Below are 21,920 nucleotides of genomic sequence, written 5' to 3'. Positions count from 1 at the left end.
GAAAAGTGTAACCTGCGTAACCTTAGTGTTCACTCACTGGGAATGACTTACGCAACAAGGTTTTCATAAAATGAGTTTTGTAACCTTTTCTGTAACCTAAGCGTAACCTGGGTACAAAAAACAGAGTAACTTTGCTGAAAATAGAAGATCAATAAAAACAATAGCTTAGACTGCAGGCGTAACCTAGGTTACGCTGGGTTACGGAAAGCTGTAACCTGCGAAACCTAGCATCCATGCGGGTTTGCGGCCGGTTTTGAGGGCTGGTTACGGAGGTTACGCTTTTCCCGAACCCATGCAGGATTTTGTAGGTAGGGAAATTGATGTGGGCCTGTGATTGACCAAGCTTCTGATATGGCAACGCTTGATGCCTCGTATAAAAGTGCGAGCAGCCCTTCTTATATGCTAAATCCGAAAAATTAATGGTTTAAGGAATATTTTTTGTTTTTTAATAAATGGTTTTATATATAAATCTTGCACCATTGATTAATGGAGATTCTTGTGGCAGAGAAAATAGGGAAATCGGATATAAGCGGTCAATTTGCAAAGAAAAGTCGCCTAGAAAATTTCATAAATAAGCTTTGGTGGCGAGTGCACTGTGTATTTCCTAATACGCTGTCATCCCCATTCGGCAGCAGAGATCGGGAATATGAGAAACGCCGAGATGCTGAAGTTAACGCTGAATCGCGAGTTCCTGAAGAGGAGGAGTTGCGTATCCCCGTCGTATGGGGCGCTGAGCTATTTGGACCTGCAGAGGTAGAGGCCCTTTATGAGCATCTTGGGCGTTTGAAGTGGTCATCTGTTGGTGGAATGTCTAGTGCTGGTAATGCCCTTGATTGGATTCGTCATCAACGCTCGTACGGTAACGGGGGGGGCTGGTACAACGTAGACGCAGTTGTTAGGCCGCAGGATCGGGATCGATGGCTCATGCATCCAAGCCTGGCACAGCTTCCCAATGAGGTTGACTACCTTAAGGCTCGATTTATTCAAATAACGCCCTCACTAACTTGTGCTCTTATAGGATTTGTTTTAAAGGAAGAGGTTGCCCGTAGTTATGAGCGTGAACTTAATAAAGATCGTCAGTCAGTTCGAAAACGGTCACGGCATGGGTGGAGTATTGAGAATTTAGATCCTGGTCACTTGAAGTCAGATGCTATAAATTCAGTGCGTACTGAAATGCGGATGTTAGTTGGTAACTGGTTCAAAACCAATTTGCCAGGATACTTCAGCGGTCGGTCGGTTGATCGTCTACCAACCGCTGAACTCCTCACCACAAAAACAACCAGACCTTTATCTGAAGAAGTTGGGAATGGGGCAAGCATGTGGTCGGGCTGGCATCGTATTATCGCGAACCCATCGCGATTCGATGTTTGGACTTCAGCGAGCTGTATTGGCTTACAGCTTTGGATGGCGGATAGTCACCGAGTAGATGATGAAGCGTTTCATATGGTTGTGGCGCTATGTGCTGCCGACGTCTCAGATGAAAGTGTCAAATATTACGGCGGACATGATCGACATGCATACGTTAGCTACAGCCATGAACACCTTGATGGAGTTCTGAGCAATTACGCTGCACTTGCTTATCTAAAGGAGGTATCCAAGGATGTTCGCTCTAGTCGTACTGCGCTGAAAATCAGTAAATTAGGGAGTCGCAAGTGTGTTCAGGTGCTGGATCAGATTCAGCGGTTTTTTGATCGTTCTCTTGGGACACCAGCTGTGGCAGGAGAGCTGTGCAGTCGTTCAGAAAACTTAGGCTCTTACCGGCACGAATGTTCAAAATTTCTTGCACCTGCTTGGTCGAAGGAAGCTGCGCCACAAGAAATTGCTGAAGCACTTAAAAATTGGACAAACTGGCTTGCCACACGAGTTGTTGCCGAAGAATATTCAGCAAGAGAGCACTTTGAACAGCTTGCCAACATTTTGAGCGTGAGAGAGAGTGTCCGGACTCAGCGAAGGATGGAGTTGCTCACGATTGCTGCGCTGATAGTAGCCACATGCTCTCTTGGCATCGCCATTCCAGCTATTAAGAGCTGGCTGGATAGGTTGGGCCCAATAACCTGATCAAAATTTTGCGTCTACGCTCGAAAGGACGAGCTTCATCGCTAAGCAGCGGTGTATCGAACATACGCCGTCATTTCCCGTCACTGCACACTACAGCCGAAGTTTCTAGAAAGGCTTGTGGCTGCTATTTTTTCCTAAGGCCGTCAGCACCGTCAAAAGCGACACACGAAGCGGGCGGGCGAGGCGGGGGTCTCTGCGCGCGCTGCGGGGTCTGGCCAGCGGCGCAACAGCCTCATCGTGAGTGTCTACAGGCCCGTGCGCCTGGCTTGAGCGTGCCTCGCGTGCCGGTGGTCTGGCCTGAGCTCCGGCCGCACCCTGCGTGGTTGTACTGCTTGTGGCTACAACAGCCTCCGTTTGGCTTTCCTGTTGTCCACCGTGACCATATGGACACACACAGCCACACAAGGAAAACCATGCCGAATGCACAACAGAGCCCAGAGCGCGCATACAAGGAGGCGCAAGCGGAGCTGGAGGCCGCCCTTCAGAAATTTCAAGCAGCCCGCGCTGCATTTGCTAAAGCAACAGGTCAATTCATCGGAGCTGATGACCGGTTGATTCGCTCTTTCAGTCAGTTGGCCACCACGGCGGGCCAGGGCACCGAAGCCCACGAACTGGCGCAATTCTGAAACGCAAAAAAGAAAGAGGAGCAGGCAAATGAGTCATCAAATTGAGAGCGAAATCGCGATTGCCCGTAAGGAGCTGGATGCATTGATTGCTGCCTTTGAGCAGCGCATCCCCGAATTCCAGAAGGTGCAGCAGGCATGCACGGCAGCGCTGGAGCGCAAGGACGCCCTGGGCCGCAAGCTGGATGAACTGAATGCGGAGGTGGAAGGGGCCACAGCCGATTTCAAAGCAGAGTTTGAGGCCGCAAACTACGAGCGCACCTCGGCTGTGAAGAAGACGTTGAACCGCAAGAACGACGCCCTCAGCATGGTGGAAGAACTGACAGAGGCGATGCAGAAGGTCGAACGACAGATCCCTTTGCTGCGGATGGAAGGTGGGCCAGAAGCGCGATATCTGCGCCATACGCACAGCGCCATCAAGAAGGCCTATGCCAAGTTGCGCATCCTGGAGGCAATCGCAGCGGTGCCACAGGAATTCAAGGATGCGCTGCTGCTGGCGACTGAGCACTTCAGCCAGGACCGGGAGCTGGACTTCGTGTGGTGTGGCCTGGCAGACGCTGCGAAAGCGGACGGCGTGCTGCCTGCTGTGCCGATTGAGCCTTTGTCTGTGGTTCCCTTCACGCATGAAGACTTCAACTGGACGCCCGCCCAAGTCCACAAGGCGAGGGCATCCCTGCTTGCTGGGGCGGCACCAGACACGATCCAGCCGAGTCAACGCGCGGATTTATGGCTTGCGTAAGCAACCTTGGCGCCATTTGGACAGTGCCCAAGCGCAAAATTTTGGGGGCAACTTTGGGGGCAACTCAGAAGATGAAAAAATTGCTTTTTCAATAAAATCAATGGCTTGCAATTGATTTTCGAGAGCGTCCCAGCCACCAAATTCAAATCCCCTGATCAGCAATGATCAGGGGATTTTTCGTTGTGCCTGGCGTTTGCGTAAATCTTTGGTAAATCAACCAGGGTTCATGTCCAGCGCCACAGGCAGCCTCAGATTAAATAAATAAAATAAGAATAATTATCATTAATAACACTGGGAGCTGTCGATCATGCGATCACACCCGATAGCAGGTGCGCCAAGCGTGCGCGCCTTGTTCTGGATGCCGGGGCTGGCCGGAGGTCACCATGCGTGCTGATGTGGCGTCTTCCTCCTCCCGCGGGACCACGTTGGCCCGTTACCGCTGGGCCATCGCTTCGCGCGCGGTGGCGGCCGTCGGTGGGGGATATGCGGTGAGTGCCGCCTGTGCCGCGGCTCTGGGCCTGCTGGCCCACCGTGTGGGCATGACCAGGGTCGATGCCGTGACCCTGTCGACCATGCTGTCCTTCGTGGTCTACGCCGTGGCGGTGTTGTGGGTGTTTGCCTGTGCCACGGCCACGCGGGCCTGGCTGGGGTTGGCGGTGCCCACTGCGGTGCTGCTTGCCACGGTGTGGTGGCTGTACGGAGGCCAGCCATGAGGGCGGATGGCAAGGCCGAGGGCCTGCGCCAGTCCATGTCCTGGCTGCATACGTGGAGTGGTCTGCTGCTGGGCTGGCTGCTGTATGCCGTGTTCTTTACCGGCACACTGAGCTACTTCGTCGATGAGATTGATGACTGGATGCGGCCCGAGCTGCATGCCTCTGTGCCCCAGGCGGGGGCGGCCGAGAAGGCGCTCAGTACCTTGCAGACGCTGGCGCCCGGTGCCAGTAACTGGAGCGTGCAACTGCCCAGCGCGCGGCAGACGGCGGTGGAGGTGAGCTGGCGCCCCGAAGGGGCTCCGCCGGGCCGCGAAGGCATTCGCCGCGCCCACCTGGATGCCGGCACGGGCGAGGTGCTGCCAGTGCGCGAGACCCGTGGCGGCAGCTTCCTGTACCGCTTCCACTTCGAGCTGTACGCCATGCCCCGCATCTGGGGGCGCTGGATCGTGGGCATCGCCACCATGGTGATGCTGGTGGCGATCATCAGCGGCGTCATCACCCACAAGAATATCTTCACGGACTTCTTCACCTTCCGGCCACGCAAGGGCCAGCGTTCCTGGCTGGATGCGCACAACGCCACGGCGGTGCTGGCCTTGCCGTTCCACATTGTCATTACCTTCAGCGGCTTGCTGCTGCTGATGACGATGCTAATGCCCTGGGGCGCCCAGGCGGTCTACGACGGTCAGCCGCAGCGCTTCAATGCCGAGCGCCGTGGCATGCCCATGGGGGCTCCGAATGGCGAGCGTGGCGAGGGGCGCCAGGCCCGCAGCACGCCAGCGCCATTGGCGCCCATCGCACCGATCCTGGCTGCCGCGCAGGCCGCATACCCGGGCTTTGTCGTGGGAAGCATCAGCGTGCAGCACCCGCAGACGGACCGCGCCACGGTGGAGCTGCGGGCGCAAGGCGGCGACAGCCTGCTGCTGAACCGTGGCATGGGGCAACGCCTGGTGTTTGACGGGGTGACCGGGGCCATGACTGCGGGCCAGCCCGTGCGCCCACCGTCGGCGGTCAGCGCCGTGATGAACAGCATGGTCAGCGTGCACCTGGGGCGTTTTGCCGATCCTGCGGTGCGCTGGCTGTTGTTCCTGTCCGGCGTGGTCGGCACGGCGATGGCGGCCACCGGGCTGGTGCTGTGGGTGGTCAAGCGCCAGCCCGAGCGCCGCAAGCTGGGCTTCACGCCGCGTGGCCACCGGCTGGTGGAGGTGCTGAACGTGGCCGCCGTGGCGGGCCTGTCGGTGGCGGTGGCGACCTATTTCTGGGCCAACCGCTGCGTGCCGGTGGACGTGCTGGAGCGCAGCAGTGTCGAGATCCGCTGCTTTTTCATCGCCTGGGCGGCCAGCCTGCTGCACGCCGCCGTGCGCCCGCATGCGCGGGCATGGCTGGAGCAGATGCTGCTGGCGGCCATCGGTCTTGCCCTGCTGCCTTTGCTCAACGCCTGGACGGGCGGTGCCGGGCTGTGGCACACCCTGCCCCAGGGGCAGTGGAGCATCGCAGGCTTTGACCTGATGATGCTGGCGCTGGCCGCCCTGCACGCCGTGGTGGCGCGCCGGCTGTGGCTGCGCCTGCAGGGCACGGCCGTGCCGCAGCGTGCGGCCCGCAGCGTGGCCCCTGGCCTGGCGACACCGGAGCAGCAAGCATGAACGCATGGATGGCAGGACTGCTGGCGGTGCCGGCATTTGCGGCCCTGAGCCAGGCGATGGAGCGCCACCACAGCAAGCCGGGCGCGGCCTTGCCGGCCCGGGCTGCCTGGGGCTGGCGGGCCCTGGGCACGGCGCTGCTGCTGGCCGCGTTGTGGGTGTGTTTGCAGCGCTGGGGCACCTCGGTGGCCGTGGCCGCCTGGCTGGGGGTGCTGACACCCGCGGCCCTGGCCGTCGCCCTGGTGCTGACCTATGCGCCGCGGCAGGTGCGGGTGCTGGCCGCCTGCAGTGCGGCCGGCGCCCTGGGGCTGGGCGTCCGGATCTTTGCCTGATCGGAAAAAGGAGCGGTCTGCGCTGGTCTAATCTGGGTTTGATCATGGAAATGATCGAAAACCTAGGATGGGCAAGCGCTGACCGCTCTTTTTGTTGAAGCTGCTGGCGCAAGCCTTGCCCCCAGGCGGCGGCCATGGCAGGCTTGCGGCTTTCCAGCACACAACAACGATGAGGGGAGAAGGGCCTGTGGCTTCTTCTGTGGCACCGGGCCTGATGGCCCTGCATGGCAACCGCACTGAGACCTTGGCCGACACGCTGCTGGCCTGGATGCAGGCCCACCCGCTGGGCCCGCTGGAGCCCGAGATCGTGCTGGTGCAAAGCAACGGCATGGCCGAGTGGTTCAAGATGCGCATGGCCGAGCAGCAGGGCGTGTGCGCCGCAGCGCAGGTCGAGCTGCCGGCGCGCTTTGTCTGGCGCAGCTACCGGCAGATTCTGGGCCAGCACGCCGTGCCGCGTGAATCGCCGCTGGACAAGACGCCCATGATCTGGCGCCTGATGCGCCTGCTGCCGCAGTGCCTGGGCGAGCCGGCGTTTGCCCCGATTGCCAACTTTCTGCGCCCCGGAGAGCCGCAGCGCCTGCTGCAGCTGGCCGAAAAGCTGGCCGACCTGTTCGACCAGTACCAGATCTACCGCGCCGACTGGCTGGCCGCCTGGGAGCAGGGCGAGGACGTGCTGCGCACCGCGGGCCGCCCCGATGTGCCCGTGCCCGAAGGGCAGCGCTGGCAGCCCCAGCTGTGGCGCAAGCTGCTGGCCGAACTCGATGAACAGGAGCGCGCCGCCACGCGCCCGGCCCTGCTGGCGCGGGTTCTGGACGCGCTGCACAGCGGTCAGCCGCCGGTCACGCCGCTGGCGCGCCGCGTGGTGGTGTTCGGCATGAGCCAGATGCCGCTGTCGCTGATGCAGTTCCTCAGCGGCATTGCCCAGCACAGCCAGGTGCTGATTGCCGTGCCCAACCCCTGCCGCTTTCACTGGGCCGATGCCATCGACGGGCGCGAGCTGCTGCGCCAGCAGCGCCGCCGCCATGCCGACAAGGGCGGCAAGGACCTGGCGCAGATTCCCCTGGCCGCCATGCACGCCCATGCCCACCCGCTGCTGGCGGCCTGGGGGCGGCAGAGCCGCGACTATGTGCGCCAGCTCGACGCCTTCGACACCACGGGCGACACCGCCGTGCAATGGGGCTGGCCGCGTGTGGATGTGTACGACGAGGCGGATGCGGGCGCGCTGATCGGCGCACCGCTGCTGGCCCAGGTGCAGCAGCGCATCCGCGATCTGGTGCCCCTGTCGGAGCACCCGGCGGTCGAGATCGCGGCGGCCGACCAGTCCATCGTCTTTCACAAGGCCCACGGCTTGGTGCGCGAGCTGGAAGTGCTGCACGACCAGCTGCTGCAATGGCTGGCCGAGCCGGCCGCGGCGGGCCGCCCAGCGCTGGCGCCGCGGGAGGTGGTGGTCATGCTGCCGTCGATCGAAGAGGCGGCACCCGCCATCCGCGCCGTGTTCGGCCAGTACGGCCGCCACGATGCGCGCCATATTCCCTTTGATATCGCCGACGTGGGCGCGCGGGCCAGCAGCCCGCTGGTGACGGCGCTGCAATGGCTGCTCAAGCTGCCGCAGCAGCGCTGCCGCCTGAGCGAGTTGTGCGATCTGCTCGATGTGCCCGCCGTGGCGGCGCGCGTGGGGCTGGCGGCTGACGATCTGCCCCAGCTGACCCACTGGATGGCCGGTGCAGGCATTCGCTGGGGGCTCAACCATGCGCAGCGCGCCCAGCTGGGGCTGGCGGCCTGTGGGGATCCCAACAGCGCCTGGTTCGGCCTGCGCCGCATGCTGCTGGGCTATGCCAGCGGGCCGGCGCTGGAGGCCGCCTTCGACGATGCACAGGCTTTTGCCGGCCTGGAGCCCTATGACGAGGTGGGCGGCCTGACGGCCGAGCTGGCCGGATCGCTGGCCAGCTTGCTGGGGCGCATGCTGCAGTGGTGGCACACGGCGGGTGAAGCGGCCGCCCCCGAGGCCTGGGCCCAGCGTTTTCGCCGCCTGATGGACGACTTCTTTGTCGCGCAGGGCGATGAGGATCAGGCCCTGTGCGCCGCACTCGATACGGCCCTGGTCGGCTGGCAGGCCGCCTGTGAGCAAGCCGGGTTCGAGGCCCTGATTCCGCTGGAGGTGGCGCAGGAGGCCTGGCTGCAGGCCCTGTCCGAGCCCGCGCTCAACCAGCGTTTTCGCGCCGGCGGCGTGACTTTTTGCACGCTGATGCCCATGCGCGCCATCCCCTTCGAGGTGGTGTGCCTGCTGGGCATGAACGATGGCGACTACCCGCGCCGCGCTACGCGCGTGGACTTCGATCTGATGGCCTTGCCTGGCCAGCAGCGCCCCGGCGATCGCGCGCGCCGCGACGATGACCGTCAGCTGATGCTGGATGCCTTGCTGTCGGCCCGAAGCAAGCTCTACATCAGCTGGGCCGGCCGCCATGTGCGCGACAACAGCGAGCAACCCCCCTCGGTGCTGGTTTCGCAACTGCGCGACTATCTGCGCCAGGGTTGGCAGGGCGAAGGCAGCGCAGACTTCTCCGCCAGCGAGCGCGGAGATCTGCTGCTGGCCCAACGCACCCGCCAGCACCCTCTGCAGCCCTTCAGCCGCCGCTATTTCGAACAGGCTTCGGGCCTGTCGACTTTCGCGCGCGAATGGTATGGCGCGCATGAAGCGCAGGCGGCGCAGACGCTGCCGGTCGTGGCCGCCTTCGAGCCCGATCCCGAGGTGCCGCTGACGCTGGCGCGCCTGACGGAATTTCTGCGCCATCCCGCACGCAGCTTTTTGCGCAACCGCCTGCAGGTGCGCTTTGAACAGGACGAGGAACTGCTGGAGGACGACGAGCGGTTCAGCGTCGATGGCCTGACCGCCTACGGCCTGATTCAGCAGCTGCAGCAAGGCGTGCGCACGCAGCTGGCGCACGATGTGGCGCTGGACGTGGGCCTGCAGGTGCAGCGCCTGGTGCAGCGCCTGGGGCGTGCCGGCGTGCTGCCGCTGGCAGGCCTTGGAATGCGCGAGGCCGAGGCCCTGCAGGCCCAGGCCACGCCGTCGTTGCTGGCCTGGCAGCAGCAGATGCGGCTATGGCCCCATGCGGCGCCGCGCGAGCGGCTGTTGCTGCACGCCGGCGCGGTCACGCTGGACGACTGGATGGATGGCTTGCAGGAGCGCGCCGCACCGTCCTCGGAGGCGGGCTACCGCCGCTGCTGGTTCGCGCTGGAGCCGCGCACGCTGCGGAACAAAAAGGGTGAGTTGCAGGCCCACAAGCTGTTGCCGATGTATGTGCGCAGTCTGGCGCTGTCCAGCACGGGCACCGACACGCTGATGGGCGTGATCGCACGCGACACCCTGGTCTGGGTGCAGCCGCTGGAGCCGCAAGCTGCCACGCAGCGCTTGCAAGCCTTGATGCAGCTGTGGCTGGCGGGCCAGAACGAGCCGTTGCCGTTGCCGCTCAAAACCGCCATCGCTGCCGGCCAGGACGACCTGAACGCCGCGGCACAGGCCTACGAGGGCGGCTACCTGTTGGGCGGCGAATGCGAAGACCCCAGCTGGGCGCGCTGCTACCCCGACTGGGAGGCGCTGACGGCCGATCTGCGCTTTCACGCTCTGGCCAAGGAGGTCTATGGCCCGCTGCATGACTGGCTGGCTGCGCAGGTGCAGACCGAAGGCCTGCCAGGGACGACCAACCAAGAAGCACCAGCGGGAGAGCCGGCATGAGCGCGCATCCAACCACCAGCCAGGCGCTGCAGCCCCTGCATTTCCCGCTCTGGGGCTCGCGCCTGATCGAAGCCAGCGCGGGCACGGGCAAGACCTGGACGATTGCCGCCCTCTATCTGCGGCTGGTGCTGGGCCATGGCGCCGACAACGGTTTTGCTCGGCCCTTGATGCCGCCCGACATCCTGGTCATGACCTTCACACGGGCCGCCACGCGCGAGCTGTCGGACCGCATCCGTGCCCGCTTGATCGAGGCCGTGCAATGCTTTCGCGGCGAGGCCGAGCCGGCGGCGCACGACAGCTTCTTGCGCGATCTGCGCGATGCCTATGCTGAAGGAGTGGAACGTGACACCGCTGCCTGGCGGCTGGACATGGCTGCGCAGTGCATGGACGATGCCGCCATCCACACCATCGACGCCTGGTGCCAGCGCATGCTGCGCGAACATGCCTTCGACAGCGGCAATCTGTTCGATGAAACGCTGGAGGCCGATGAAAGCCAGCGCCAGACCGAGGCGGCCCAGGATTACTGGCGCCAGCAGTGCTACCCGCTGTCGGGCGAGCTGCTGGAGACGGCGCTGCAGGTCTGGCCCGATGTGCATGCGCTGGTCCACGACATGCAGTCGCTGCTGCGCGAGCACGTGCCCGCTGCAGCGGGTGCCGGGACCTTGGGGGCGTGCATTGCGCAGACGCAGGCGGAGCGTGCCCAGCGACTGCAGGCGCTGGCCGCGGGCTGGGACACCAAGGCCGAACGCATGTTGCGCTGGATTGAGGGTGAGCTCGACGGCCGCGCCGCGCTGTGGGACAAGCGCAAGCTGCAGGCCCGCTACTACCAGGGCTGGTTCGAGAGCCTCACCGCCTGGGCGCAAGACCCGTTGCACCGGCCGCTGGAGCTCAGCGACTCCGCCCGCAAGCGCCTCAGCCCCGAGGGCATGGCCGAGGCCTTCAAGGGCTCGACCATGGACTTGCTGCTGCCCACTGAATTTTCCGAGCTGGAGCAGCTGCTGCAGGCCCTGGCGCAACTACCGTCCTTGCATGTGGCGCTGCGCCTGCATGCGGCCGTGCATGTGCAGCAGCGCCTGCTGTGGCTCAAGCGCCAGGCGGGTACGTTCGGGTTTGCCGACATGCTGCAGCGCCTGGATGCCGCCTTGGCCGGTGACAACGGCCCCGCGCTGCGCGCAAGCATGCTGGCCCAGTACCCGGTGGCGCTGATTGACGAGTTCCAGGACACCTCGCCGCTGCAATACCGGCTGTTCGACCAGATCTACCGCACGGCCGACAACCGCGCGGACAGCGCATTGCTGCTGATTGGCGACCCCAAGCAATCCATCTACGGCTTTCGGGGGGCGGACATCTACAGCTACCTGCAGGCCAGGCAGGCGACCGAGGGCCGCCACTATGTGCTGGACACCAACTTCCGCTCCACGCAGGCGCTGGTCGATGCGGTCAACCAGTGGTTTGTGCAGGCCGAGGCGCGCGATGGAGAAGGGGCCTTCCTGTTCCGCGCCGGGCAGCGCAATCCGCTGCCGTTCGAACCCGTCAAAGCCAACGGCCGCAAAGAACTGCTGATGCAGGGCAGCCAGCGCATGGCTGCGCTGACCATGGCCTGGGATGGCAGCAGCGATGCGCCGCTGAGCAACGACGACATCCGCCGCCGCGGCGCGGAGTTCTGCGCCAGCCAGATCGTGCAATGGCTGATGGACGGTGCCACGGGCTTTGCCGAAGCAGGCCAGCCGCTGCAGCGCCTGCGCCCGGCCGACATCGCGGTGCTGGTGCGCACGGGCAAGGAGGCCGCTGCCGTGCGCCGCGCGCTGGCGCGGCGCCATGTGGCCTCGGTCTATCTCTCCGATCAGGACTCGGTCTTCGCCAGCGCCGAGGCCCAGGATCTGCTGCTGTGGCTGCGCGCCGTGGCGGCGCCGCTCGACGGACTGGCCGTGCGCGCCGGTCTGGCCACGCCCATGATGGGGCTGTCGTTTGACGAGCTGGCCTGGCTGGCCAGCGACGATGAAGCTTTTGATGCGCGCAGCGAGCAGCTCAAGGAGCTGCACAGCCTCTGGCTGCGCCTGGGCGTGCTGGCCATGCTGCGCCAGACCCTGTACCGCTTTGCATTGCCGGCGCGCTGGCTGCAGGACCTGGGGGGCGAGCGCCGCTTGACCAACTACCTGCACCTGGCCGAGCTGCTGCAAGGCGCGAGTGCCCAACTGGAGGGCGAGCAGGCGCTGATCCGCTGGCTGGCCACCCAGATTGAGAACCCGGGCGCGGCCGGCGATGCCCAGATCGTGCGGCTGGAGTCCGATGCCGATCTGGTCAAGGTCGTCACCGTGCACAAGAGCAAGGGGCTGGAATACCCGGTGGTCTGTCTGCCGTTTGCGGGGAGCTTTCGGCCAGTGGATGGCAAGGCGGCCTATCTGTCGCTGCCCGTGCAGATTGATGGTGCGCCGGCGCGCGAGTTGGTGCTGGACTACAACGAGGCGCAGCTGGCGCAGGCCGACAAGGAGCGCCTGCGCGAGGACCTGCGCCTGCTCTATGTGGCGCTGACCCGCCCGCGCCATGCGCTGTGGATGGGGCTGGCGCCGATGAAGCGCGGCAGCAGCAAACATTGTGTGAACGAACAGGGCGCTGCCGGCTACCTGCTTGCGGGGGGGGCTTCTCAATCCGTAGCGGGCTGGCGCGCCAGCATCCAGGCCCTGGCCGAGCGTTGCACGCGGATCGCCGTGGTGGACCTGCCGGCCGAACTGCCCGTGCCCACGCGCTATGTGCCGGCGCAGGCCTTGCCCGCCCTGGCCGCAGCGCCCGTGTATGCGGCGCAGTTCGACCGCCGCTGGGGCATCGGCAGCTTTTCGTCGCTGACCCGCGCCATGGCCGCCCCCAGCCTGCCGGTCCTGCCGGTGGCCGCGCAAAGCCCTGCCGAGGACGAGCGCGCGCTGCAGGCCCAGGAGGCCGGTGATGCCGCGCTGGACCTGGGTGCCATCCACGACGCCATGACCGCCTTGCCCAGCGTGGCCCCAGCCCGCGCCGGCGCACGCAGCGATGCGGCGGTCTGGCACCGCTTCATGCGCGGCCCGGTGGTGGGCAACTTCCTGCACGACCAGCTGGAATGGCTGGCCGCCGAGCACTTTGCGCTGCAGCCCGAAGACGACCCCGAGGCCAGCGAACCCCTGGCGGCCCGTCTGCTGCGCCGCTGCGAGCGCGCGGGCCGCCAGGCGCAGGCCGCCGATGCGCTGCAGTGGCTGCGCGCCGTGGTGCACCAGCCGCTGGCGCCGCTCGGTGTCTCGCTGGCCCAGCTGGGCGAAGGCGATGCGCTCTTGCCCGAGATGGAGTTCTGGCTGCCGGCGCAGCGCCTGTCGGCCCCGCGCATCGACGCGCTGTGCCGCCAGCACATCCTGCCCGGTCGGCCGCGCCCGGCGCTGCCCGAGCGCGAGCTGCACGGCATGCTGATGGGCTTTGCCGATCTGGTGTTCCAGCATGGCGGGCGTTATTGGGTGCTGGACTACAAGACCAACCACCTGGGCCAGGATGCGGTGGCCTACGGCGCCGGGGCGCTGGCGCAGGCCATGCTGGAGCACCGCTATGACGTGCAGGCCGCGCTGTATCTGCTGGCGCTGCACCGCCTGCTGCACAGCCGGCTGGGTGCGGCCTACGACCCCCGGGAGCAACTGGGCGGTGCGCTCTACTTCTTCCTGCGCGGTCTCGATGGCGAGGCCGCCGGCATGCAGGTGCTGCAGCCATCGCTGGATTTGCTCCAAGGGCTGGAAGCATTGCTCGACGACCGCGCCGAAGAACCCCAGGAGGTGCAGCCATGAAGGGCCGCCGCAAAGCCGATTTGCAAACGCTGGACCTGTTTGCCGCCGCCGATGAGGGCGACACCGTGGTGTTGAGCACCATCGACTGGCTGGCCGCCCTGGAGCGTCTGGCCGATGCCGGCCTGCTGCGCCGCCTGGACAGCGCCCTGGCCGCCTTTGTGGCCGAACAGGACGCCGAGGCCGCGCCCGCGCTGCTGGTGGCCACGGCCGTGCTGGCGCAGATGGAGGGGCGTGGCCACAGCTGCCTGCCCTTGCAGGCGCTGGCCAGTCATCCGAATGAAATCCTGGCCTGGCCCAAGGAGGCTCTGCGCTTGCAGCTATCGCTGTGGGAGCAGTTGCCGCGCCAGACCAGCGACTGGCTGCATGCCCTGCGCCGCAGTCCCGTGGTGCGCGTCGTACCGCCCGGGGCGGTCGTGGCCGACCGCGGGCAGCCACTGGTGCTGTGGGATGGCCCCGCGCCCCTGCTGTACCTGCGCCGCTACTGGGACTACGAGCGCAGCGTGGCCACGCACATTGCCCAGCGCACGGCGGCCGATGCGGTGGCGCTGGATGAGCCCCGGGTGCGCGACTGGCTGGGGCGGCTGTTCAGCGCGTCCACCGTGGCCGCGGAGGCGGTGGACTGGCAACAGCTGGCTTGCGCGCTGGCGCTGCGCGGGCGTATGTCCGTCATCACCGGTGGCCCGGGCACGGGCAAGACCTATACGGCGGCGCGCCTGCTGGCGCTGCTGTTTGCCACTGCGCCGGATGCCGCGCAGCTGCGCGTGGCGCTGGCCGCGCCCACGGGCAAGGCGGCGGCGCGGCTCAAGCAATCGATTGACAGTTCGCTGCGGGAGCTGCAGGGGGCCGTGGGCCGCGATCTGGATCTGGAAGCGCTGGTCCAGCGCATGGGCGCGGCGCGCACCCTGCATGCGCTGCTGGGCGCCAGGCCCGACACGCGGCGTTTGGCCCACCATGCCGGCCATCCGCTGGATGTCGACGTGCTCATCGTCGATGAGGCCTCCATGATCCACCTCGAGATGATGGCCGCGCTGCTGCAGGCCCTGCCGCCCACGGCACGCCTGATTCTGCTGGGCGACAAGGACCAGCTGGCTTCGGTGGAGGCCGGGGCCGTGCTGGGCGACCTGTGCCGCGATGCGCAGCAGGGCCACTACGCACCCGACACCGTGGCCTATGCCGAGCGCGTGACGGGCCAGTCGCTGCCGGCAGCCTATCGGGCGAGTGGCCCTGTGCTGCCGCTGGCCCAGCACACGGTCATGTTGCGCAAAAGCCGCCGTTTCAGCGGCCCGATTGGCCAGTTGGCCCTGGCTGTGAATGCCGGTGATGCGCCGGGGGCCATGGTGCTGCTGCGCACGCAAACCCAGGCCGGCCCGCAGGCCGAGCTCTGGGCGCGCGAAGGCGGTGAGGTTGAGGCCGTGGTGCGCAGCGCCGTGCAAGGCCGTGGCGGCAGGGCCAGCTATGCGGCCTATGCCGAGCGGCTGGCGCAGCGTGGCCAGGGCGGCTTTGCCACCGAGGCCGAGCACCAGCAATGGGTGCGGGACGTGCTGGCCGCCTTCGACCGCTACCGCCTGCTGTGCGCCGTGCGCGAGGGCGCCTGGGGCGTGGCGGGCCTGAACCGCGCGGTGGAGCAGGCCTTGCAGGCCCAGGGTGCCATCCGCAAGGAGGGCGAGTGGTACCGAGGCCGCCCGGTGATGGTCACGCGCAACGATGCGCAACTGGGCGTGTTCAATGGCGACATCGGCATGGCCTTGCCCGGCTTTGCCGACCCGGCGCGGCTGCGCGTGTACTTCCTGCAGGGCGAGCACTTGCACCACGTCAGTACGGCGCGCCTGGCCCATGTGGAGACCGCCTTCGCCATGACGGTGCATAAGAGCCAGGGCTCGGAGTTCGAGCACACGGCCCTGGTGCTGGCCGCGCAGGGCGGCAATGTGCTCAGCCGCGAGCTGGTCTACACCGGCATCACGCGGGCACGCCAGGCGTTTTCGCTGTGGTCCGAGGCGCCGGGGCTGCTGGCCTCGGCCATCGCCAGCCCGACCCGGCGCAGCAGTGGCTTGCTGCGCTGGCTGAATGCCAGTGCCCATTCCTGAAAACGGAGCGGTTGGCGCAGATCCAGTCAGCGCTAAAAGCCGATTTGGGCCATAGCACCGTGGGGGGGCTGCACTGGGGCATATCCGCTCCCCCTAGAATGGCCGACATGTTGCTGCTGGCCCCATCGCTTCGTTGGCGTCGCTACACCGTCTGGGTGTTGGCGGCGTGGCTGTGCGTGGTGGCGGCCGGCGTCGGGGCGCCGCTGGCGCGGGCCCATCTGGCCCTTGGGAGCCTGGAGCGCCTGTGCTCCGGCGACAGCGCGCCGCACTGGGTGCCCAGCCCGGCCAGCACGGCCGGTGCCGATGCGTCGGCGGCGCTGCACCATCTGATTGATTGCCCGCTGTGCATGCCGGTGCTGGCGCCGCCGCCTGCTCTGCAGGCCGCCAGCGTCCAGGCCGCAGCGCCGGATCGCCCGGTGGACTGGGCCTGGGTGCCGGTGGCGGCGCGCTGGACCTATGGGCCGTTGGCGCGCGGTCCTCCGGGTTGAGGCACTGTCTTTTCTGCACGTGTTCACAGCCGGTGCACGCCGGTGTGGGTGGGGGCCTGGGTGTGTAGCGGCGTTGGCCGCGCGCGCCACGCTGAGATCGGCGGTGTGCGCCGAACCTCCCAGGCCGTCACCCCGGTCCCGCCGCGTTGAGGTCGGTGGCACGTGCACAGAACACGCAGGCGGTCGCCGCCGTGGCGACCTGCTTGCGTCGGGTCCTGAATTTTTGAAAGCAATCTGTGATGTTAAAGAACCCCATGTGGATCGCCGCTGCGCTGCTGAGCGCTGTCTTGACAACCCCTGCCATGGCCCACTCCGATGCGGCCCATGTCGCCGCCGAAGGCGCCTGGGCACGTGCCAGCGTGGCCGGCCAGCAGGCCACGGGCGCCTTTGTGCGCCTGACGGCCAAGGAGCCGCTGCGCCTGGTGGGCGTGCGCACGCCGGCCGCGGCCGTGGGCGAAATCCACGAAATGAAGATGGAGGGCGATGTGATGCGCATGCGCGCCCTGGATGGCCTGGACCTGCCTGCGGGCCAGACCGTCGAACTCAAGCCCGGAGGCCTGCACCTGATGTTCCAGCAGCTCAAGGCCCCGTTGCAGGAAGGCACGCAGGTGCCCGTGACCCTGGTGTTCCAGGATGCCCAGGGTGCGGAGTCGCGCCTGCACCTGCAGGTGCCGGTGCAGCGCATGGCCCCCAAGGGCGGTGAGGCCACCGGGCATGGCGGCCATGCCATGCCCGCGGGCGGCCACCAGCACTGAGGGACCACCGCCCCCAGCCGGCGTGCGCCAGGTGGGGGCGGTGTGTATCCGGTCCTCGGGGCGTCTGGGCTCAGGCGGCCTGGGGCCAGATTTCCACGCCCAGGTTCAGCATCAGGCGGTTGGCCCAGCCGAACAGCGCGGCCGAGTGCAGCATGTCGAGGATTTCCAGGTCGGACAGGCCGGCCTCGCGCAGGGCCAGTACGTCGCGGGCGGCGAACGCGCCCGGTGCGCGCGTCAGCACCAGCGAGGCCTGGATGATGGCGCGCTCGCGCGCATTGGTGCCGGCGGTGTCGGGGTCATCGAACAGCTGGGCCATCACGTCGTTGCGCTTGGCCAGTTGCTCGAAACGCTGGGCATGCACGGAGGCACAGTACACACAGCCGTTGCTGCGCGACACGGCCGTGGCCGCCACTTCACGCTCCGCGCGCGACAGGCCGCCGGGCGCATACATGATGGCGTTGAAGGCCTGTGAACGCTCCAGCAGCACGGCGGGCTGGCGGCCGAGCAACAGGTAGAAGTCCATGGTCTTGGCCTTGGGGTGGCTGATCTCCAGCACCTTCTGCTGTTCGGGCGTGGCCGTGGCCGGGTCCAGCACCGGCAGCCAGGACTTCCAGTCCAGCGTCTCGCTGGTGAAGCCGTTGCGGCGCAGCGGCTCGCCCGGCGCGGGCAGGTTGGCGGGGTGCACAAACGGTGCGGCCGCCGCGGTGTCGGGGGCCGCACTCGGGGCGATGCCACCCAGCGCTGCCATGGCCTGCACGCCGACCAGCAGGCGGGCCTGGTAGGCCACAAAACCGACCAGCTGGGCCAGCAGCACGGTGTCGTCCACGGACAGGCCCGCCGCCGGGATGGCCAGCAGCGTGGCCTGGTCGCTGTGCGCAGGCTTCAGGGCCAGGGTGCGCACAAAGTGCAGCATGGCATCCAGGCGCGTATCGTCGGTCTGCGCGCCGGCCTGGTCCAGGACGCTGCGCAGCGCGGGGGTGAGCGCGTCGCCCAGGGCCAGCGCGCGGGCGCGGTACTCGGCCGCCAGGGCGTCCACGCCGCTGACGCGGGCCTGCTCGGCGGCCAGCACCAGGCGTTCGATCTGCGACAGGCCCGCCGTCAGGGCGTCGCCCAGCAGCAGGTCTTCGCAGGCCTGGGTGGCCACGGCGACCTTGCTGCGCTCGTGGCGGGTGGCGAATACGGGGTTGCCGGCGGCGAGGCCGGCCAGGCGGTCAATGGTGTCGGTCATGAAAAAACGTTTCCGTCGTGCAGTTGGCGAATGCGTGCTGCGCTGTCCGCGGCGGTCCACTCCGTGCCGTCCAGTTCGGGTTCGGCATAGGCTTGCAGCTGGGCGAAGTGGTGCTCGATGTCCTCGCGGTAGAACAGCGCGGCCAGCCCCTGGGCCAGCTTGCGGGCGCCGTCGCTGATGGCGGGGATGTCGCCCGAGATCGTGCCGTGGGACAGCGCGGCCGGATAGCAGAAGCAGTGAATGCGCTCCAGCCCAGGCTGGGCGCCGGGTGTGTGCTCCTGAAATTCAAACAGCGCACCCAGGTCGGGGGAGGCGGACAGCTCCGCATCCTCCTGCCCGGTGGCGGGTTGGTAGCGCTGGTTCCACAGGCGCACGTGGGGGGCGATGTCGGCAAACTCCGGGCGCAGGCGCCAGTCGATGGCAAAGCCGGTGGAGACGATCAGGAAGTCCAGCACGAACACGCCCTGGGTGGTGTGCACGTGCAGCTTGTCGCCCACGGGTTCCACGCGCTGCACCGCACAACCCAGGTGGAAGTGGGCGTTGGCATGGCGCGCCACGCGCAGGGTGCTGCCCTGCGGGGGGGGCACCTGCTGGGCGTTGATGTAGTGGCGGATGCGCCATTTCCAGTCATCGGACAGCAGGTACTGGCCGTGGGTCAGGCCGGGCACGCCCGAGCCCTTGGATTTGTTGATGCGCGGCAGGTCGCTGCGGCGCACCAGCAGGTCCACGCTGGCGGCGCCCAGCTCCAGGGCCGTGCCGGCGCTGTCCATGGCCGAGGCGCCCGCGCCCACCACGCCCACATGCCGGCCGGCCAGCGTGGTGTAGTCCAGGGCATCGGACGAGTGGGCCCAAAAGCGGCGGTTGATGCCGTGCATGAAGGCCGGCACCTGCGCGCCACCCAGGCCGTCGCGGCCTGTGGCCAGCACCAGGCGGCGCGTGAACCAGGTGCGTGTGTGGCCGTCGGCGCGCACGTCCAGGGCCACCAGGCCATCGGCCTGGGGGCGCACGGCGAGCACCTCGTGCGCGTTGCGCACATCGGCGCCGGTGACGCGGCGGTACCAGCGCAGGTAGTCCATCCATTGCAGGCGCGGAATCTTGTCGAGGGCGGTCCAGGCCTCCAGGCCGAACTGCGCAATGAACCAGGCACGGAAGCTCAGCGCAGGAATGCCCAGCGCCGGCCCGGTCAGCTCCTTGGGCGAGCGCAGGGTCTCCATGCGCGCCGTGGTGGCCCAGGGGCCCTCGAAATCGCGCGGCGAACGGTCCAGCAGCACCGGGCGGATACCAACCTGGCGCAAGGCCACGTTCAGCGCCAGGCCGGCCTGGCCAGCGCCGATCACCAGCACGTCGTGCACGGCCTCGCTGTGGTGGGTGCGGGCGGGCAGCCAGCTCTTGGCTGGCCAGCCCAGGGTGGTGAAATCGTCGCGCAGGCGTTCTTCCAGGGCCGGCAGACCAGCCGGCTGGGGGTGTGAAGCAGCGGAAAGAGACATAACAAAATCCAAAAAGCGCCTGAAGCTCGCGAGAGCGGCAGGCGCAGAGCAGCAGGCAGTGCTGCGATCCTAAACGTGGAATCAGTCGATGCTGATCTTGGCGTCCTTGACCACCTTGGCCCACTTCAGGCGGTCCTGGTGCACGGTGCGCTTGAACTGCTCGGGCGATTCGATGCGCAGGGTGTTGCCCTGGGCGGTGAAGCGATCGCGCACCTCGGGCAGTTGCTGCGCCTCATGGATGGCCTGGCTGAGCTTGCGGATGACCGGTGCGGGCGTGCCCTTGGGGGCGAACACGCCGAACCAGATCGAGCTGTTGAAGCTCTCGGTGCCGGGAATGCCGCTGGAGGCGATGGTCGGAACTTCCTTGACGGCTTCCACGGCCTTGGCCGTGGTTACGCCCAGCAGGCGCACCTTGCCGGCCTTGTAGTGGGGCAGCACGCTTTGCACCTGGTTCATGATGCAGCAGGTCTCGCCGCGCAGCACCGAGCCAATGGCTTCGGGGCCGCCCTTGTAGGGCACGTGCACCATGTCCAGGCCCAGGCGGGCATTCAGTTCGGCGAAGGCCATGTGGGTGCCTGCGCCGTTGCCGGTGGAGGCGTAGTTGTACTTGCCGGGGTTGGCTTTGACGGCCGCCACGAACTCCTGCAGGTTCTTGACGTCCAGCACGTTGGGGTTGACGGTCAGCACGTTCGCTACGTCGATGATGGGCGCGACGGGGATGAAGTCGGCTTCCACATCGAAGGGCAGGTTCTTGTACAGCGCGGCGTTGCTGCCGTGCGTGGCGGCGGTGCCGAAGTACAGCGTGTAGCCATCGGGCTTGGCGCGCGCCACGTATTCGCTGCCGATGTTGCCGGCTGCGCCGCTCTTGTAGTCAATGATGATGGGCTGGCCCAGGCGCTGCGACACGGGTTCCTGGATCGAGCGGCCGACCATGTCCACGCCGGAGCCGGCATTGAAGCCCATGATCAGGGTCACGGGGTGCTGGGGCCATGCCGCAGGTTCGGCCGCCTGGGCGGCCCAGGGCAGCAGCGCCAGTGCCGCCATCGCGGCCAGGGAGGACGGGGCGGCCCGCAAGGACCGGGACAGGGGACGGGACAGCAGGCGCATGGTGCAAAGCGTTCAAAAAATCAGGGATCTACTTATTTTGATTGCAAAATAATTACGGGCTTTTATATGCTTATGTGGAATAAAGCGTGCTTCCGCGTCCGCATCGGCCGGGGTGCGGTGTGCGTTGCAGATGACAAGCCAGGCGCGTCCTTGTGCAGTAAGCTTGTGTCACGCGGCCCGGAGCGCTGGATGCGCCTGGGTTTTCATCGGCTCTTGCTTGCAGGCTTGCTATGAGTGACACCTCGGCTTTCGGTTTCGGCAAATTCATCCCCGGTTTCGATTTCTTGCAGAACCTGGGCAAGGCCGGCCAGGGCGCATCGGCGGTACCGCCATTTGCCCACTGGGTCGCCCCCACGGTCAGCGTGGAAGAGATCGACAAACGCATCGAAGAACTCAAGGCGGTGCAGTTCTGGCTGGAACAGAACAACCGCGCCCTCAGCGCCACGGTCCAGGCCTTGCAGGTGCAGCGCATGACGCTGTCCACCTTGCAGGGCATGAATGTGAACCAGGCGGACCTGGCCCAGGGTTTCCCTTTCGCGGGCGCAGCCAAGGCGGCGGCGGATGCGGCCACGGGCCAGCCGCTGTCCAACTGGCCCCTGCCGGACCAAGCGGCCGCCGATCCGGCCCCCGCTGCACCAGTACCGCCGGCCGCGGACGAACCTGCGGCCCCTTCGGCTGCAGAGGCCGCCCCGGCCGCCGGGATGGCCACGGCCATGCAATGGTGGGGGGCGCTGACCCAGCAGTTCCAGCAGATCGCACAGCAGGCCCTGCAGGACCCGGCCCAGCAGCAGGCCGTGAAGCAGGCCACGCAGATGGGCTCCGACTTCGCCAAGGTGGCCGTCCAGACTGCCAGCGACATGGTGCGCCAGGCGGTGTCGCAGGCCATGCCCGCCAAGGCGGAGGCCGCGCCGGCCGCCAAAACGCCGGCGGCGAAGAAAACCACTCGCCAGCCGGCGCCCGCTGCCGCTGCGCGCCAGCGTGCACCGGCTGCTGGCAAAACGGCCACGGCGAGCAAGGCGGCCAAGCCTGCGCCGCGCAAGTCCGCCGCGGCCCAACCGGCGGCAAAAACCAAGTCCGCTGCCGCACGCAAACCGGGCGCGCGCTGAGTCCCTGGGCTGACCACGGCGCGGCGGTGG

15 protein-coding genes are annotated in these 21,920 nt (G+C 66.4%); 12 read left to right on the top strand and 3 right to left on the bottom strand.

Annotation, left to right across the window (positions count from 1 at the left end; all coding sequences use genetic code 11):
* Positions 1-498 precede the first annotated feature (498 nt).
* The 11 genes from CA2_RS17925 (at position 499) to CA2_RS05840 (ending at position 16,962) form a co-directional block, all read left to right on the top strand.
* Positions 499-2,058, top strand: a complete 1,560-nt coding sequence (locus tag CA2_RS17925; RefSeq protein WP_156105967.1) for a hypothetical protein — start codon at positions 499-501, stop codon at positions 2,056-2,058.
* 413 nt (positions 2,059-2,471) lie between these two features.
* Positions 2,472-2,684 (top strand): hypothetical protein, encoded by a 213-nt coding sequence (locus tag CA2_RS05885; RefSeq protein ID WP_156105966.1) that lies wholly within the window; start codon positions 2,472-2,474, stop codon positions 2,682-2,684.
* A gap of 28 nt (positions 2,685-2,712) precedes the next feature.
* Positions 2,713-3,420 (top strand): hypothetical protein, encoded by a 708-nt coding sequence (locus CA2_RS05880; protein ID WP_042413744.1) that lies wholly within the window; start codon positions 2,713-2,715, stop codon positions 3,418-3,420.
* Positions 3,421-3,803: 383 nt separating this feature from the next.
* The gene (locus CA2_RS05875; protein ID WP_042413741.1) at positions 3,804-4,133 is read left to right on the top strand and encodes a DUF3649 domain-containing protein; all 330 of its coding nucleotides are present in this window, start codon (positions 3,804-3,806) and stop codon (positions 4,131-4,133) included.
* Positions 4,130-5,773: a PepSY-associated TM helix domain-containing protein gene (locus tag CA2_RS05870; protein ID WP_042413737.1), complete on the top strand. Its 1,644-nt coding sequence runs from the start codon at positions 4,130-4,132 to the stop codon at positions 5,771-5,773. The genes CA2_RS05875 and CA2_RS05870 overlap by 4 nt, the downstream gene beginning before the upstream one ends.
* Positions 5,770-6,102 (top strand): DUF3325 domain-containing protein, encoded by a 333-nt coding sequence (locus CA2_RS05865; protein ID WP_042413734.1) that lies wholly within the window; start codon positions 5,770-5,772, stop codon positions 6,100-6,102. The genes CA2_RS05870 and CA2_RS05865 overlap by 4 nt, the downstream gene beginning before the upstream one ends.
* Positions 6,103-6,271: 169 nt before the next feature.
* Positions 6,272-9,838: an exodeoxyribonuclease V subunit gamma gene (gene recC / locus CA2_RS05860; protein ID WP_042413730.1), complete on the top strand. Its 3,567-nt coding sequence runs from the start codon at positions 6,272-6,274 to the stop codon at positions 9,836-9,838.
* Complete coding sequence (gene recB, locus CA2_RS05855) at positions 9,835-13,635, top strand: exodeoxyribonuclease V subunit beta (protein ID WP_042413727.1); 3,801 nt, start codon at positions 9,835-9,837, stop codon at positions 13,633-13,635. The genes recC and recB overlap by 4 nt, the downstream gene beginning before the upstream one ends.
* Positions 13,632-15,719 (top strand): exodeoxyribonuclease V subunit alpha, encoded by a 2,088-nt coding sequence (gene recD, locus CA2_RS05850; RefSeq protein ID WP_042413724.1) that lies wholly within the window; start codon positions 13,632-13,634, stop codon positions 15,717-15,719. Before recB ends, recD begins: the two co-directional genes overlap by 4 nt.
* Positions 15,720-15,817: 98 nt before the next feature.
* The gene (locus CA2_RS05845; protein WP_052369848.1) at positions 15,818-16,207 is read left to right on the top strand and encodes a DUF2946 family protein; all 390 of its coding nucleotides are present in this window, start codon (positions 15,818-15,820) and stop codon (positions 16,205-16,207) included.
* Positions 16,208-16,509: 302 nt separating this feature from the next.
* Entirely contained in the window at positions 16,510-16,962 is a 453-nt protein-coding gene (locus CA2_RS05840) for a copper chaperone PCu(A)C (RefSeq protein ID WP_245620892.1), read from the top strand.
* Between the two features lie 70 nt (positions 16,963-17,032).
* On the opposite strand, the gene CA2_RS17485 is transcribed toward CA2_RS05840, so the two are convergent.
* The 3 genes from CA2_RS17485 to CA2_RS05825 all read right to left on the bottom strand — a co-directional run bounded on the left by CA2_RS17485 (position 17,033) and on the right by CA2_RS05825 (position 20,784).
* On the bottom strand, positions 17,033-18,190 hold the full coding sequence (locus CA2_RS17485) for a CMD domain-containing protein (protein ID WP_081888885.1): 1,158 nt from the start codon (positions 18,188-18,190) through the stop codon (positions 17,033-17,035).
* Positions 18,187-19,677: an NAD(P)-binding domain-containing protein gene (locus CA2_RS05830; protein WP_042413717.1), complete on the bottom strand. Its 1,491-nt coding sequence runs from the start codon at positions 19,675-19,677 to the stop codon at positions 18,187-18,189. The genes CA2_RS17485 and CA2_RS05830 overlap by 4 nt, the downstream gene beginning before the upstream one ends.
* An 81-nt stretch (positions 19,678-19,758) precedes the next feature.
* The gene (locus CA2_RS05825) at positions 19,759-20,784 is read right to left on the bottom strand and encodes a Bug family tripartite tricarboxylate transporter substrate binding protein (protein ID WP_042413714.1); all 1,026 of its coding nucleotides are present in this window, start codon (positions 20,782-20,784) and stop codon (positions 19,759-19,761) included.
* A 230-nt stretch (positions 20,785-21,014) separates the two neighbouring features.
* Here CA2_RS05825 and CA2_RS05820 point away from each other — a divergent pair, with 230 nt between their 5' ends.
* Positions 21,015-21,890: a PhaM family polyhydroxyalkanoate granule multifunctional regulatory protein gene (locus CA2_RS05820; protein ID WP_042413710.1), complete on the top strand. Its 876-nt coding sequence runs from the start codon at positions 21,015-21,017 to the stop codon at positions 21,888-21,890.
* Positions 21,891-21,920 lie beyond the last annotated feature (30 nt).

The organism is Comamonas aquatica NBRC 14918, assembly GCF_000739875.1.
Lineage (GTDB): Bacteria > Pseudomonadota > Gammaproteobacteria > Burkholderiales > Burkholderiaceae_C > Comamonas > Comamonas aquatica.
This window is presented reverse-complemented; position numbering and strand designations above follow the sequence as displayed.